The organism is Luteitalea sp. (assembly GCA_009377605.1).
Lineage (GTDB): Bacteria > Acidobacteriota > Vicinamibacteria > Vicinamibacterales > Vicinamibacteraceae > WHTT01.
Window position 1 is genome coordinate 1 of the sequence record WHTT01000134.1, and the last position, 12,116, is coordinate 12,116.

Sequence of the window (12,116 nt, forward strand, 5' to 3'; positions counted from 1 at the left end):
GTATGGCAAAAAGGTGGGAGAGAACACGCTCATCAGGTAGTTCGTGAACTTCGGATACAGGATGATGAGCATGAACGTCAGGAATGCGCCGAAGGTCGCGGTGAGCGAGAAGGAGACGGAGAGGAGCTTCGTGAACTCGTACGCGAGCCGGTCGTATCGTAGATCTCCGGTTTTGTAACCAATCACCTCGATGATGAAAGCAAAGAGTGGAACGGCAAGGACGAAGGCGGCGAAGAGGAGGTGGAGCTGCGCGACCGCCCAGATGGCCACGCGGCTGCCGACGACGGGAACGGTCCGGTACTCGGCCTCCTCGTAGGGTTTCTCCTGGGCCTTCGTCTCCGCGTCGGCCTGCTCGGCGGCCGCTTCCTGCGCGCGGGGCGTTGCGTCGACGGCCGCAGAAGGGGGCCGGTATGGCTCGCTGTAATCGCGGCTCATCAGCGAGGAGGCCATCTTGACCGTCCCCGCGAACAACACGAGTACGGCGATGGGACCGAGAAGGACCAGCAGCTTGCGGTTCATCACGGCGTCTCGCTCACCTGGTGCCCGCGGGCGCTCGAGCTCTCGCCCGTAGGCGACGATCGCCCACCCGCTAATCCATGTTCGCCAACTGCGCGAGGATCGCATCGATGGGCGCCTTCGCGCACGTGAACATCGGCGTGTCGCGTTGTGTATAGAGGCTCGCCTCCGTATAACGCAGCCGCCCTACCAGATCGGCGAACTCTTGCGGGTAGTCCGAGTCGAACGCGACCACGAAGTCCTGGTCGTCAATGCCGTAGCTGTAGCTCGTGTTCAGGTGGACGCCCTTGAAGGGTGCGGAGGCGGCGATGTGCTCGTCCATCATCCCCTGCCGCGCGTGGGGTGAAAGGCGGTACCACGGCCGCGTCTTCACGAAGGGGTACACGAACAGGTACTTCCCCTGACCCGCTAACAGCTCAACGCCCTCCCCGGCGCCCTTCATACGGTTGACGTACTGCGATCTGCGCTGCAGCGAAAGGAGGCTGTACACCTGCGACAGGTAGGCGCCCAGCTGCGACCGCCTGATCGCCGCTTCCATCGACTGGAAGCACAGCGGGTCGAACGCGATCCGCCAGAGCATGAAGTCGACGTCCGCGCGCAGGCCTACGAGTGAGTACGTGCGGAGGATCAGGTCGTCCGAAGACTCCCACGTCCGCACCAGGTCGATGAACCCTGCCGCCGCCACTCGCTGCTCGTCGGCGGGGAGCCGGCGGAACACCGGGTCGAGCCGGTAGAACGAATAGTTCAGGAACTGGCGACGCTGCCTGTCCGGGCTCTTGCCCGTGACGCTCCCGCTCGGGTCGAGGTCCACGAAGGGGCCACGGCGGGGAGGCACGCCGATATCCCGGGGAGAGTGCTCCATGCTCCTGCCTACGTGTCGGCCAGCAGCTGAAAGTCACGCGAACACGGCGGCTGGATGCGCTCATGCTCAGCCTCGCTTAGTTATGACTAAGCAACGTATGACTCCTGAGACGGATTGTCAAGCGCGCGTGAAGCCGCCGTTGCGGGAGCGCGAACGGCGCCCGTGGCTTCGCGAAGATTAGGGCGGATCGATCTTCGACGTGAGGTTGGTCGCTACAATGAGACGCTGCCCTGGCGAGACTGGGTGGATGTCGAGAATCCACACTGCATATTCGCGCTCACCCAGAGCTCGGTCTACGGGGAACGTGCGACGGCACGTCTTCAAAGGACAAGGGGCCCCAGTAGTGGATCTCGTGCCCGTGGAGCGCCTTGAGGATCTGGAGCGCACGAGCCCTTTCGCTGTAAACCCTGACGCAGATCAGGGTCGCTCCCAGGCGAAGAGCCTCGTCGATGCGGTGGTTGATCTCGCGCTCGTCGCCCACCGCGCCTTCGAGCGTCCGTAGCACGCGGATGATCCAGCCGTGCTCGCGTCCGGACAGATCGAGGCACCGCGCGCCCTGCTCCCCCACGAAGATGTCGATGTCCTCGGGCGCGACACCGTCCTCCTCGAGCGCCCGCACCGCTGCCCTGACTTCATCCTCCCTGTCGAGCAGGCCGGTCACCCGGTTGACGAGCGCGAACAGGTGGCCGCCCTCGTAGGGATCGCAATTGATTCGGGCCATCGTCTCCCCCTTTGCCAACCCTTCGCAGCCTGGCACGGAGGCTGTCGTCGGGCAGCTAAGATCCTCTTTCCGGCATTAGCGCAGATACAGGAGGAGTTCACGCGGAATTTCTATTTTGGTTTCCAGATCAGGACCTTTTATACACCAAACCTCATCCTCAAGGAACAGATTTCTTCTTGCACGGTGGAACACGGCCTTCGAAGCTGCCGGGTTCAAGAACGCCGTTCAGGCGAGAGATCCGACCCCCGACATGGATCCTCTGGATATTCGCCACGCCTGGCTCCTGTGGATCAACCGGGACCTGCGCGTCGAGCGACGTCTGCGCGTGTCTCCGCGCCTCACGGTCGCGCCCTTCGTCGACGGTTACAATATGTTCAATGCGAACCCCGTACAGAACGTCACGGCCAGCTCAGGATCGGCGGTCCTCCGGCCGACGAACATCGTGCCACCACGCATCATGCGCGTTGGAGCGAAGGTCACCTGGTAGCGCCAGGGTCCGCTGTCAGCACGACGACTGGAGGCAGGACTCGATGAGAAAGAGCCTGATTGGCTTGGCGTTGATCGTTGGTGTCGTGTCGGTCGATGTCATGGGCCAGCGGCGCGGCGAGATGGTCGGCTTCAGCTCCGAGAACGCCGAGAGGACCAGGGCCGCGGAGCGCGTCATGGCAACCGTGCCCGATGCCGCGACGATGGGCGGGTATCACCGCGATCTCACGCGAAGGCCGCATCATGCCGGGAGCGAGCAGAACTACCTGTACGCGGTATACCTTCGCGACAAGCTCGAGGAGTTCGGCTACGAGACCGAGATGGTCAAGTACGACGTCTGGATCCCGTGGCCTCGCGACATGCAGCCGATGAAGATTACTCTTACCGCGCCGACGCGCGAGGAGATCTCGACGGTCGAGCCCCCCATCGACGGCGATCCCGATACGTTTGTCGAGGGCACCGCCGATACGATAGCGAGGTACCTGGACGACCTGATCGCCATCGATCGCGATGGGAAGGTGGGCCAATCGATCCGCGACGTGGCTACCGCCACGGCGCGCTTTCGCGGCGCCAGTGTGGCGGCCAACGGGGCATTCGAGGACGTGCTGGGAAAGGGATCCGACTGGCTGGACGGCCAGAGCACCGCCCTGCACGTGCTGAACGGCCTCATCATGCAGGCCGAGCGGGACTTCCTGGACGAGCGTGGGCTGCCGCGGCGGCCGAATGCCAAGCTATTTCGGAGACACCGCACTAGCCAGTAGGGGAACTGCGTATTTGACCGACGAGCAACGACGTCAGGCGGATGCCCCGCCCGGGAGTTATGTCGCGAATCACTGAGACAGGACACTAGCTCACAGACTCTTTGGCCATTTCTGCCGACCGTGGAAAACTGCGATGACCTCGAGACGATCGCCTCGCAGCCTGTAGGGAATCACGTATGGTGTGCCCGGCACGACCCGTTCCCGCGTACCAGCGATTCGACCGGGACGGCCAAGATTCGGCAGCTCCACGAGGCGGTCGACAGCATCGAGCAGTGCGGCAGCGATTCGATTAGCGGCGTTGGGGTTGTCACGCGCGATGTACGAGCGGAGGTGAGCCAGGTGCTCGATGGCCCGCAGCGACCAGACGATGATCACCCGCGAGGCGCCTTTCGCTCATTCTTCCGACCCCACGAACGGAGCCAGTTCGCGACATCTTTGTGCGGGACACCCCGGCCCTCATCGAGCTCCTTGATCCCAGTCTGAATTTCATCGAGCTGCCAGCTCTCCGCCTCGACGAAGGCGGCAATCGCTTCGCAGGCAAGGAACGACTTCGAGCGCCGAGAACGTTTCGCGAGCGCCTCGAGGCGCTTCTTGGTGTCCGTGTCGATGCGAACGGATAGTGTTGTGCTCATCTGTGGTGGTCTGTGTTAACTTGTGTACATTCTAGCATGTAAAGCGCGAGGAAGCGCGCTCCACGTAGTAGTTGCAGGAAGGCGAGGCACGTCGTCTGTTACGGTGCTGGCCGGGCCTATTGGCCCATCGGTGTGTGGGGGCGTCAGGCCGTTCTCGCCCGGTTGACCTCGGCCGAGGGTAGGGCTACTCTTTCGATGTGCGCTTGGGGGGCGCCCGCGGGTCCGCGCGAAGGACTGAGTCCACCCTTGGAAGATTCGAGGTGACTGCACGTCATCTCCGTGCTTGCCAGCTTGCGGACCGCCGGCTCTAAGCATGGAGGACGTATGGCGACCCCGCAGTTACCCGAGCGCCCCAACCTCGAGCAACTCAAGCGGCAGGCAAAAGACCTGCTGCACTCCGCCCGGGTCAAGGATCCCGCCGCACTCGCTCGCTTCCGCAACCTTCCCGCGTTTGGTCGATACACGGACGAGGACCTCGCCCGCGCCGGGCTGGCGCTCCACGACGCCCAATCGGTGATCGCACGCGAGCACGGGTTTGCGTCGTGGAAAGCGCTCCGCGATCGTGTGGAGGAGCTCACACTGGAATTCAGCGCGGCCGTGGACCAGTTCATCGAGGCAGCCACTGGCGGACGAACCGACCGCGCCGAACGTTTGCTCGCGCTTCATCCGCGGATCGCTGGAGCGAATCTGCACACCTCGCTCCTGCTGGGCGACGTTGAAGCCGTCGAGTCGCGGCTCGCGGAAAACCCCTCGCTTGCCAACCAGCCCGGCGGCCCGCGCGGCTGGGAGCCGCTGCTCTACGTCTGTCACAACTCGCTGCACCAGGGTCCCGTGGCGCGCCCCGACGGCCTCGTCGCGATTGCCCGCCGCCTGTTAGCCCTCGGCGCCGATCCCAACGCCCGCTTCCCATGGCTGCATCACGGGGTTCGGCGCGCCGCGCTGTGGGGCGCGACGTTTGTGACTCAGCTTACGCCGCTCATGGAGCTGCTCCTCGAATCCGGCGCCGATCCCAACGACGGTGTCACGCTCCCGATCGCCGCCGGCGGCGGCGATCTGCCCGTGCTGGAGCTGCTGCACGCGCACGGGGCGGACGTGAACCAGGCGTGGGCGACGGACGGCTCTTCGGCGCTCTACTCGGCGCTGAGCTGGGCAGACACACCGGTGGGCGTACGATGGCTGCTGGAGCACGGCGCCGATCCGGACCCAGTGTTCGCCGCCAACGGCGAGACACCTCTGCACATCGTCGCACGGCGATGGGACGTGTCGATGGCGGAGCTCCTCGTCAGCCCAGGTGCCGACGTGACGCGCCGGCGTGCCGACGGTCGCACACCGTACGCGGTGGCCCAGTTGAATGGGAACCGTGCAGTTGCCGACTGGCTGGTGGGGCACGGCGCGTCCGACGACCTGTCGGAGGTGGATCGTCTGGTTGCGGCGTGCAGCCGCGGTGATCGTGCGGCGGCAGATGCGATGTTGGCCGCGCGACCCGCACTGCGCAACGAGATTCGCGCGGAGCACTACGTCGCGCTGCACCGGGCCGCGGAGCGCGGCGACACGGTCGCGCTCGAGGCGATGCTGGCATGTGGTTTCGATCCGAATCGCGGTGACGACGAGATGGGCAAGACGGCACTCCACAGTGCAGCGATGGCCGGGGGCCCCAACGCCGTCCGGATCTTGCTCGAGCACGGAGCCTCGGTGACGGTTCGCGACCGCGAGTTTCACGCCCAACCGCTGGTGTGGGCGGCAGAAGGCTCGAGGGGTCGGCCACAGGACGGCAGGGACTACCCGGCTGTGGGCCAGATGCTTCTGGATGCCGGATCGCCGGTGGACTGGGAGGCGGGCGACGAACCGGCGGAAGAGATCCTCGAGATCCTCGCCGAATGGCGCCGGCTCCATGCCGCGCGGCGCGCTTGATACGCGCGTGGAGCAAGGTCGCAGTCCGGATTGCTGAGATACGATAGCTGTAGAGTGATTGCATGGAGCTCAGACATCTCCGCTACTTCGTGACGGTCGCCGAGGAACTGCACTTCGGACGTGCCGCCGAGCGGCTCAACATCTCGCAGCCGCCGCTCAGCCGCCAGATTCGAGAGCTGGAGGAGGAGCTGGGCTTTCCGCTCCTCCTCCGCGAGTACCACAAAGTCGAGCTCACCCCCGCCGGCCGGGTGTATCTCTCACAAGCGAGGCGGATCCTGGAACAGGTCGACACGGCGAAGCAGGAGGCGGCTCAGGCCGCGCTCGGGCGTACCGGCCAACTGCGACTGGGACACGGCGCGTACCTGCCGGACGGATATCTCTCACGCGTGCTCGCCGGGTTTCAACAGGTAGCCCCGCGGGTCGCGGTCGAGCTGTTCGAGGCGCCAAGTCCACGAGTGCTGGAAGCGCTTCGGCAACAGTCGATCGATGCGGGCTTCGTAATGACCCCGTCCGACGCGTCAGGACTGGTGGTAAAGGAGCTGCTGCGTGAGCCTCTCGTGGTGGCATTGCCCGAGGGCCATCGCTGTGCGACCGCGCCGCTCGCGGATCTCCAGCAACTGTCCCAGGAGAACTTCGTGATGTGCCGCCGCTATACCGACTCCGGGTATCGCGAGCTCGTGGAGGACATCTGCCGCAAGGCCGGCTTCACGCCACATGTGCTCCAGGCTGTGGAACAGAAGCAAACGCTGCTCGATCTCATCGCGCAGGGCCTCGGCGTGTCCATTGTGCAGGCATCTGCGGCCGAACAAGCCACCGGCATCCGGTATCAGCCGTTTCCGCACCCGGTTCCGCACGTCTCGACCGCGTTGGTGTGGCGCGGGGATGCGCGCGCGGATCTGATCGCGTCACTCGTCGAGATCGCCGAACGCCAAGCCGCGCAGCACACGTCGAGACGCCTGGCGGCGATGGAACGGGCGGCGCTTCGGTTAACGGCACGCCCGTAAGGCATCAACTCTCGCCTGTGCTGGGACAGTCACGGTCCGATACCTCCCGGATCTCGTAGGACACCTACTCGGTCTTGGACAGAAAGATCGTCTGCCCACATCCTAATCACAAGGAAGGCGCCGATGACTCGACAGGCGCCGCCGCATGTGCTGTTGCCATCATAGGATTGCCGACCCATGAAAGTTCTGCTTGTCTTCGCGCATCCCGAGCCGCGCTCACTCAACGGCGCGCTGCGCGACGTCGCCATCAAGGAGCTCGACGCCCAGGGCCACGAGGTGCGGCTGTCGGACCTCTATGCCGACCGCTGGAAATCGGAGGTCGATCGTGCCGACTTTCCATTGCAGGCGCCGGACGCGCGGCTCATACCGGTCACAGCCTCCAAACAGGCCTTCGAGGCCAACACGCTGACCGAAGATGTCAGAGCCGAGATCGAGAAGCTCCTGTGGGCCGACGCCCTGATCCTTCAGTTCCCCCTCTGGTGGTTCACCATGCCGGCCATCCTCAAGGGCTGGGTCGACCGTGTGTTCGCCTACGGGTTCGCCTATGGCGTCGGCGAACACAGCGATACGCGATGGGGTGACCGCTACGGTGAGGGGACCCTGGCGGGCAAGCGCGCCATGTTGATCGTGACCGCCGGCGGCTGGGAGAGGCATTATTCCGCCCGCGGGGTCAACGGGTCGATCGACGACCTGCTGTTCCCGATCAATCATGGAATCCTCTATTATCCGGGCTACGACGTCCTTCCGCCGTTCGTGGCCTACAGAGTCGATCGTCTCGATGAGGCCGGTTTCGAACGCATAGCCGAGCGCCTGCGCGACAGGATGCGGACGCTCTCGACCACCCCGCCCATCCCCTATCGGCAGCAGAATGGCGGCGACTATCTGATCCCGAGCATGCAGCTCCGCGCCGACCTGGGCGACCCGCGTGTGACCGGCTTCGCCCTTCACCTGAACGGCGCAGACGCAGCCGGCTGGGCGTCACAGGAGTAAGCTCGTGCCACACCCCGACACCGTCAATCGCCGCATCGTCCTCGCCGCGCGCCCGCGGGGCGTGCCGACGCCGCGGGACTTCCGTCTCGACGAGGCCCCCGTCCCGACACCGAACGAAGGACAGGTGCTGCTGCGCACGCTGTACCTTTCGCTCGATCCGTACATGCGCCAGCTGATGAACGAAATCGGCCCGATCTACGCGCCGTCGGTGCGATTGGGCGAGCCCATGGCGGGCGGCACGGTCAGCAACGTTGTCGCTTCCAGGCATCCGCATTTCCGCACCGGCGATCTGGTGCTCGGCAACGCCGGCTGGCAGGACTACGCGCTGTCGGACGGTCAGGATCTCGTCCCGCTCGGCGAGATGGCGCGGCCGTCGCTGGCGCTGGGCGGCCTCGGCATGCCCGCCTTCACCGCCTACGTCGGCCTGCTCGATATCGGCCGGCTCAAGCCGGGCGAAACGCTGGTGGTGGCCGCAGCGACCGGTGCGGTTGGCGCGGTGGTCGGGCAGATCGCCAAGCTCGAGGGCGCGCGCGTGGTCGGCATCGCCGGCGGCGCCGACAAGTGCCGCTACGCGGTCGAGGAGCTCGGCTTCGACCTCTGCCTCGACCGCCGCGAGCCGCAGCTGCCCGAGCGCCTCGCCCACGCCTGTCCCGACGGCATCGACGTCTATTTCGAGAACGTCGGCGGCGCGGTGTTCGACGCGGTGCTGCCGCTGCTCAACATCGGCGCGCGTGTGCCGGTGTGCGGGCACATCGCGCATTACAACGATGAGCCGCTGCCGGTCGTCCCGGACCCGCTGCCGCTGCTGATGTCGACGCTGCTGCAGAAACGCATCCGCATGCAGGGCTTCATCATCCTCGATCACTACGCCAACCGCTTCGACGCCTTCCGCCGAGACATGGGCGAGTGGGTCGGCGCCGGCCGGGTGACGCTGCGCGAAGACCTGGTCGACGGGCTGGAGAACGCGCCGGCGGCGTTCATCGGCCTGCTCGAGGGGCGCAATTTCGGCAAGCTCGTGGTGCGAATTCAACGCTAACGCTACAGCTCACCGACTGCCTTCGAGCATTGCCGAGAGCAGGGCTTGGCACTCTTCGCGACACTCGGCGCAGATCTCGAGATGCTCGCGGACCAGCCGCAACGCTTCGGGAATCTCTTTGCCGGCCAGTTCCGTTTCGCAATAACTGGCGACTTGCATCAGGCAGTCGTCACACCCGATCTCGACGTCGCGTGTCGCCAGCAACGCCTCGCATAAATCCCGGGCGTTCTTCAACGTCAGGTGGTTCATTTCAATCTCCCGCCGGCTGCAGGGCCCAGTCTACCTGGTCCCAAGACAACCCGGACGCCAGCAACTTTCGCTTCAATTGCTTCCGCCCGTCATGACCAAGTTTGTAGAGCGCGTTTCGTGTCATTCCCATCCGGATGGCGAGCTCTTCCTGCGGAACGCCTCTCAGTTCCGCTATCAGAACCTGCCGCTGCTTCGGTGCAAGCTTTCGCAGAGCGGCATCCAGTGTTTTAAGGATTTCTTTCCTCGCGAGCGACCGCTCCGGACCGTCGACCGAGGTATCCGTGATCACCTTCGCGAACCCGTCCGCGCCCATCAGCGGATCCAGCGAGACGTCGCGCCAGCGGCTTCGGCGCAGTTCATTGAACGCCACCCGGATCGCAATCGCAAGCGCCCAGGTCGTAAACCGGCTCTCCCCGCGGAACTGGCTCAGGTTCCGCGTCATCTGAAGCATCGAGTCCTGCGCAAAATCCTCGACCAGATGGAGGGCAGTCGGACGTCCCTGTAGGGCTTTTTGCAGCCCCCGTACGAGGAACAGGCGCAACTCCGAATATGCTGCATCGGCGTCCGGACTGCTCTGTCGGAGCAGCTTCAGCCACTCCTCATTCAATCGCTTCGGGCCCATACCACGTTCTCGGATCCGCCGCCAACTGAGCGGAGCGCCTCACCCGCGGTCCACACGGCGGCGCCGAGCAGGAAGACATCCTTCATCAGGAACCATCCGGCGTCGTTGGTGACCGGCAGCGGATACCCTTCCGCGAAGTGCCAGAGATCCGGCGTGCTCAACAGAAAGCTAAGAGTCGAGAGGAACATGCCGATGCTCAGCAGGCTTCCCAGCGCCGAGGCCATAGGCGACACTGGGCGCGCGGCAATAAGCGCGGCGATCACGATCTCCGCAACGCCGATCACGTTTGAAATTCCTCGCATCCCGAGCGCCGCATGCAGCCATGAGAATAGCGGGCTGTTCGCAACTAGGGGCTCGATGGCTTTCGCTTCTTCCACGGTGAACTTGAATGTGCCCAAATAAAGCAGAATCGCGACCAGCCCGTAGCGGAGAACGGCGCCGCCGCTCGCCTCGAGGCGCGCCGCCCACGTGGAAAGATTCATTGATGTCATGTCACCCTCCGGATTATCTCTCTGAGGCCGCGCTCAGGGCTGCCTTCATCCAATTAGAGGGAACGACACGAACAATTCTTACGGTGTGTCGGAATCAATGAAGGGGACCCTAAGCTGTGCCGCCTGGACGATGCGCTCGTCGAATCGTCCTGAACAGGCTGGCTGCTGGACTGCCTCCGAGGCTTGCGAAATCACAACTTGTGCCGTACGGCAAAGTGCCGTACGGCAAAGTGCCGTACGCTCTAGGAACGTCTGGAGGTAAGCCATGGCTCTAGCACTCCCTCAGGGCGGCTACCGTCCTTCTTGATGCCGTTCCTGACGACATGGCCAAGCGGCTCGGGCGTCAACGCAGCGTTCCAACCACCCTCATGGGACGCCTTGCTGTTTCGAGTAGGCACCAACGCAAGGGGCTCGGAGGCCGGCTCCTCTGGGATGCTTTGAGCCGCAGCGAGCAGGCAAGTAGAGACATCGGCTCCGTAGCCGTCATTGTGGACGCCAAGGATGAGAAGGCGGCGCGGTTTTACGACCGTTACGGGTTTCGCCGCTTTGCGGAACCCCCGCTGCGCCGGTACATCATGATGGCGACGATCGCCGCTGCCGCCAATCAACGATAGCGGCCTGTCTTGAAACCGAGACGGATTGGCGGGGCTTCATGGCGCGTCATCCCACTGCTGTGGATGCGCACGTAGATCTCTCGCAGCGGTGAGCTCCTCGACGTCGCCGTGGAATGCGGCGACGTCGAGGAATCCCTGATGGGCTTTCCGGATGGGTTACGAGTGGCTCCCGCCCGAGCAGCCGCATCCGGCCGACATCTTGGGTTCCTGCTAGCCGTGGAGATCCTCCTTGGACCGGGTTGGAGTGGAATGATTGTCTGCGGCGTTCTTCACGCCGCATTTCTTCATGGCTACTGCTGCGAGGCCGCCCGTAGAAGCGACGCCACCCGCAATCAGCACTGCGGTTGTTATTGAGCCTCATGGCAGAATCTTAACGAAGATTGTCATTACTGCCGCTCGACGCCACCCGAGACGATCGGCGACACTGCGCTCGGACGGTTCGAGAGGAGGATCCAGAGATGCCCACCTTGCAGATCGACCAGCGTGCGGTCACCGACGTTCCCGCGGCGCGGAGCGCGGACGCGTTGGCGCACTTCAGCGCCCTGTTCACGTACGAGACGGACTGCTGGGACGTGCACGCGGCGCTCGCCGCCGGCGGCGGCGGGTTCGTGGTGCTCGACGTGCGCGGCCCCGAGGCGTTCGCCGCCGGCCACGTGCCGGGCGCCGTGAACCTGCCGCACGGCCGCATCGTCGAGCGCAACCTGGCTCCCTACTCCGTCGACATGCTGTTCGTCGTCTACTGCGCCGGCCCGCACTGCAACGGCGCCGATCGCGCCGCGGTGGCGCTGGCACGGCTCGGCCGGCCGGTGAAGAAGATGATCGGCGGTGTCACGGGTTGGCTCGACGAGGGCTTCGAGCTCGCCAAAGGGGCGTCGTGACGCTTGCCGTTCCCACCGGCGCGGCGCTGGTCGTGATCGACATGCAGCAGGGCTTCGGACCGGAGTTCTGGGAGCACTGGGCCGGTCCCGGAGGCCAGCGCAACAACCCCGACGTGGAGCGGGTCGTCGCCGACCTGCTCGCGGCGTGGCGCGGCACCGGCCGCCCGGTGATCCACGTGCGGCACGACTCCGTCGACCCGCGCTCGCCACTGCGCCCCGGTCAGCCCGGCCACACGTTCTTCCCGGCCGTGCAACCGCTCGCCGGGGAGCCGGTCTACTCCAAGAACGTCAACAGCGCCTTCATCGGTACGACGCTCGAGGCGGATCTGCGCCGCCGCGGTCT

Annotated in this window: 17 protein-coding genes; 9 read left to right on the forward strand and 8 right to left on the reverse strand. The window is 64.9% G+C overall.

From position 1 onward, the window contains the following. The 3 genes from GEV06_26455 to GEV06_26465 form a co-directional block, all read right to left on the reverse strand. Positions 1-624, reverse strand: a 624-nt coding sequence (locus tag GEV06_26455; protein MPZ21405.1) for a hypothetical protein, incomplete at its 3' end; no start/stop codon positions are given. Next, on the reverse strand, positions 590-1,378 hold the full coding sequence (locus GEV06_26460; GenBank protein ID MPZ21406.1) for a chlorite dismutase: 789 nt from the start codon (positions 1,376-1,378) through the stop codon (positions 590-592). The genes GEV06_26460 and GEV06_26455, both read right to left, overlap by 35 nt. 277 nt (positions 1,379-1,655) lie before the next feature. Then, positions 1,656-2,099 carry a hypothetical protein gene (locus GEV06_26465; protein MPZ21407.1) on the reverse strand — a complete coding sequence of 148 codons (444 nt, stop codon included), beginning with the start codon at positions 2,097-2,099 and terminating at the stop codon, positions 1,656-1,658. Between the two features lie 250 nt (positions 2,100-2,349). Between GEV06_26465 and GEV06_26470 the strand changes: the two genes are divergently transcribed. Together GEV06_26470 and GEV06_26475 are read left to right on the forward strand one after the other, a co-directional pair. Beyond that, positions 2,350-2,586 carry a hypothetical protein gene (locus GEV06_26470; protein ID MPZ21408.1) on the forward strand — a complete coding sequence of 79 codons (237 nt, stop codon included), beginning with the start codon at positions 2,350-2,352 and terminating at the stop codon, positions 2,584-2,586. Between the two features lie 43 nt (positions 2,587-2,629). Further along, positions 2,630-3,346, forward strand: coding sequence for a hypothetical protein (locus GEV06_26475; GenBank protein ID MPZ21409.1), 717 nt, complete (start codon positions 2,630-2,632; stop codon positions 3,344-3,346). Positions 3,347-3,436: 90 nt separating this feature from the next. Here the strand turns inward: GEV06_26475 and GEV06_26480 are convergent, their stop codons facing one another. Both GEV06_26480 and GEV06_26485 read right to left on the reverse strand, forming a co-directional pair. Continuing rightward, positions 3,437-3,721, reverse strand: coding sequence for a type II toxin-antitoxin system RelE/ParE family toxin (locus tag GEV06_26480; protein ID MPZ21410.1), 285 nt, complete (start codon positions 3,719-3,721; stop codon positions 3,437-3,439). Beyond that, entirely contained in the window at positions 3,718-3,978 is a 261-nt protein-coding gene (locus tag GEV06_26485) for a ribbon-helix-helix protein, CopG family (protein ID MPZ21411.1), read from the reverse strand. Before GEV06_26485 ends, GEV06_26480 begins: the two co-directional genes overlap by 4 nt. A 324-nt stretch (positions 3,979-4,302) precedes the next feature. Here GEV06_26485 and GEV06_26490 point away from each other — a divergent pair, with 324 nt between their 5' ends. The 4 genes from GEV06_26490 to GEV06_26505 all read left to right on the forward strand — a co-directional run bounded on the left by GEV06_26490 (position 4,303) and on the right by GEV06_26505 (position 8,919). Then, positions 4,303-5,889, forward strand: a complete 1,587-nt coding sequence (locus tag GEV06_26490) for a hypothetical protein (GenBank protein MPZ21412.1) — start codon at positions 4,303-4,305, stop codon at positions 5,887-5,889. A 62-nt stretch (positions 5,890-5,951) separates the two neighbouring features. Next, positions 5,952-6,893: a LysR family transcriptional regulator gene (locus GEV06_26495; GenBank protein ID MPZ21413.1), complete on the forward strand. Its 942-nt coding sequence runs from the start codon at positions 5,952-5,954 to the stop codon at positions 6,891-6,893. A 177-nt stretch (positions 6,894-7,070) separates the two neighbouring features. Next, on the forward strand, positions 7,071-7,883 hold the full coding sequence (locus GEV06_26500; protein MPZ21414.1) for a flavodoxin family protein: 813 nt from the start codon (positions 7,071-7,073) through the stop codon (positions 7,881-7,883). A gap of 4 nt (positions 7,884-7,887) precedes the next feature. Beyond that, on the forward strand, positions 7,888-8,919 hold the full coding sequence (locus GEV06_26505; GenBank protein MPZ21415.1) for a zinc-binding dehydrogenase: 1,032 nt from the start codon (positions 7,888-7,890) through the stop codon (positions 8,917-8,919). Positions 8,920-8,928: 9 nt separating this feature from the next. On the opposite strand, the gene GEV06_26510 is transcribed toward GEV06_26505, so the two are convergent. Genes GEV06_26510 through GEV06_26520 form a run of 3 tightly spaced genes read right to left on the reverse strand, consistent with a single transcriptional unit; the run spans position 8,929 to position 10,272 of the window. Beyond that, the gene (locus tag GEV06_26510; protein ID MPZ21416.1) at positions 8,929-9,168 is read right to left on the reverse strand and encodes a hypothetical protein; all 240 of its coding nucleotides are present in this window, start codon (positions 9,166-9,168) and stop codon (positions 8,929-8,931) included. A 1-nt stretch (position 9,169) separates the two neighbouring features. Further along, complete coding sequence (locus GEV06_26515; GenBank protein ID MPZ21417.1) at positions 9,170-9,790, reverse strand: sigma-70 family RNA polymerase sigma factor; 621 nt, start codon at positions 9,788-9,790, stop codon at positions 9,170-9,172. Then, positions 9,772-10,272, reverse strand: coding sequence for a DUF417 family protein (locus GEV06_26520; protein MPZ21418.1), 501 nt, complete (start codon positions 10,270-10,272; stop codon positions 9,772-9,774). Before GEV06_26520 ends, GEV06_26515 begins: the two co-directional genes overlap by 19 nt. A 332-nt stretch (positions 10,273-10,604) precedes the next feature. Between GEV06_26520 and GEV06_26525 the strand changes: the two genes are divergently transcribed. The 3 genes from GEV06_26525 to GEV06_26535 form a co-directional block, all read left to right on the forward strand. Then, positions 10,605-10,895 (forward strand): GNAT family N-acetyltransferase, encoded by a 291-nt coding sequence (locus GEV06_26525; protein MPZ21419.1) that lies wholly within the window; start codon positions 10,605-10,607, stop codon positions 10,893-10,895. Positions 10,896-11,353: 458 nt separating this feature from the next. Beyond that, positions 11,354-11,773, forward strand: coding sequence for a rhodanese-like domain-containing protein (locus tag GEV06_26530; protein ID MPZ21420.1), 420 nt, complete (start codon positions 11,354-11,356; stop codon positions 11,771-11,773). 41 nt (positions 11,774-11,814) lie between these two features. Beyond that, the coding region (locus GEV06_26535) for an isochorismatase family protein (GenBank protein ID MPZ21421.1) at positions 11,815-12,116 on the forward strand (302 nt) is incomplete at its 3' end.

Excerpts from the sequence above, each read along its gene's own strand:
- GEV06_26460 (MPZ21406.1), bottom strand. The coding sequence starts at position 1,378 with ATGGAGCACTCTCCCCGGGATATCGGCGTGCCTCCCCGCCGTGGCCCC.
- GEV06_26465 (MPZ21407.1), bottom strand. The coding sequence starts at position 2,099 with ATGGCCCGAATCAATTGCGATCCCTACGAGGGCGGCCACCTGTTCGCG.
- GEV06_26470 (MPZ21408.1), top strand. The coding sequence starts at position 2,350 with ATGGATCCTCTGGATATTCGCCACGCCTGGCTCCTGTGGATCAACCGG.
- GEV06_26475 (MPZ21409.1), top strand. The coding sequence starts at position 2,630 with ATGAGAAAGAGCCTGATTGGCTTGGCGTTGATCGTTGGTGTCGTGTCG.
- GEV06_26485 (MPZ21411.1), bottom strand. The coding sequence starts at position 3,978 with ATGAGCACAACACTATCCGTTCGCATCGACACGGACACCAAGAAGCGC.
- GEV06_26490 (MPZ21412.1), top strand. The coding sequence starts at position 4,303 with ATGGCGACCCCGCAGTTACCCGAGCGCCCCAACCTCGAGCAACTCAAG.
- GEV06_26495 (MPZ21413.1), top strand. The coding sequence starts at position 5,952 with ATGGAGCTCAGACATCTCCGCTACTTCGTGACGGTCGCCGAGGAACTG.
- GEV06_26500 (MPZ21414.1), top strand. The coding sequence starts at position 7,071 with ATGAAAGTTCTGCTTGTCTTCGCGCATCCCGAGCCGCGCTCACTCAAC.
- GEV06_26510 (MPZ21416.1), bottom strand. The coding sequence starts at position 9,168 with ATGAACCACCTGACGTTGAAGAACGCCCGGGATTTATGCGAGGCGTTG.
- GEV06_26515 (MPZ21417.1), bottom strand. The coding sequence starts at position 9,790 with ATGGGCCCGAAGCGATTGAATGAGGAGTGGCTGAAGCTGCTCCGACAG.
- GEV06_26520 (MPZ21418.1), bottom strand. The coding sequence starts at position 10,272 with ATGAATCTTTCCACGTGGGCGGCGCGCCTCGAGGCGAGCGGCGGCGCC.
- GEV06_26525 (MPZ21419.1), top strand. The coding sequence starts at position 10,605 with ATGGCCAAGCGGCTCGGGCGTCAACGCAGCGTTCCAACCACCCTCATG.
- GEV06_26530 (MPZ21420.1), top strand. The coding sequence starts at position 11,354 with ATGCCCACCTTGCAGATCGACCAGCGTGCGGTCACCGACGTTCCCGCG.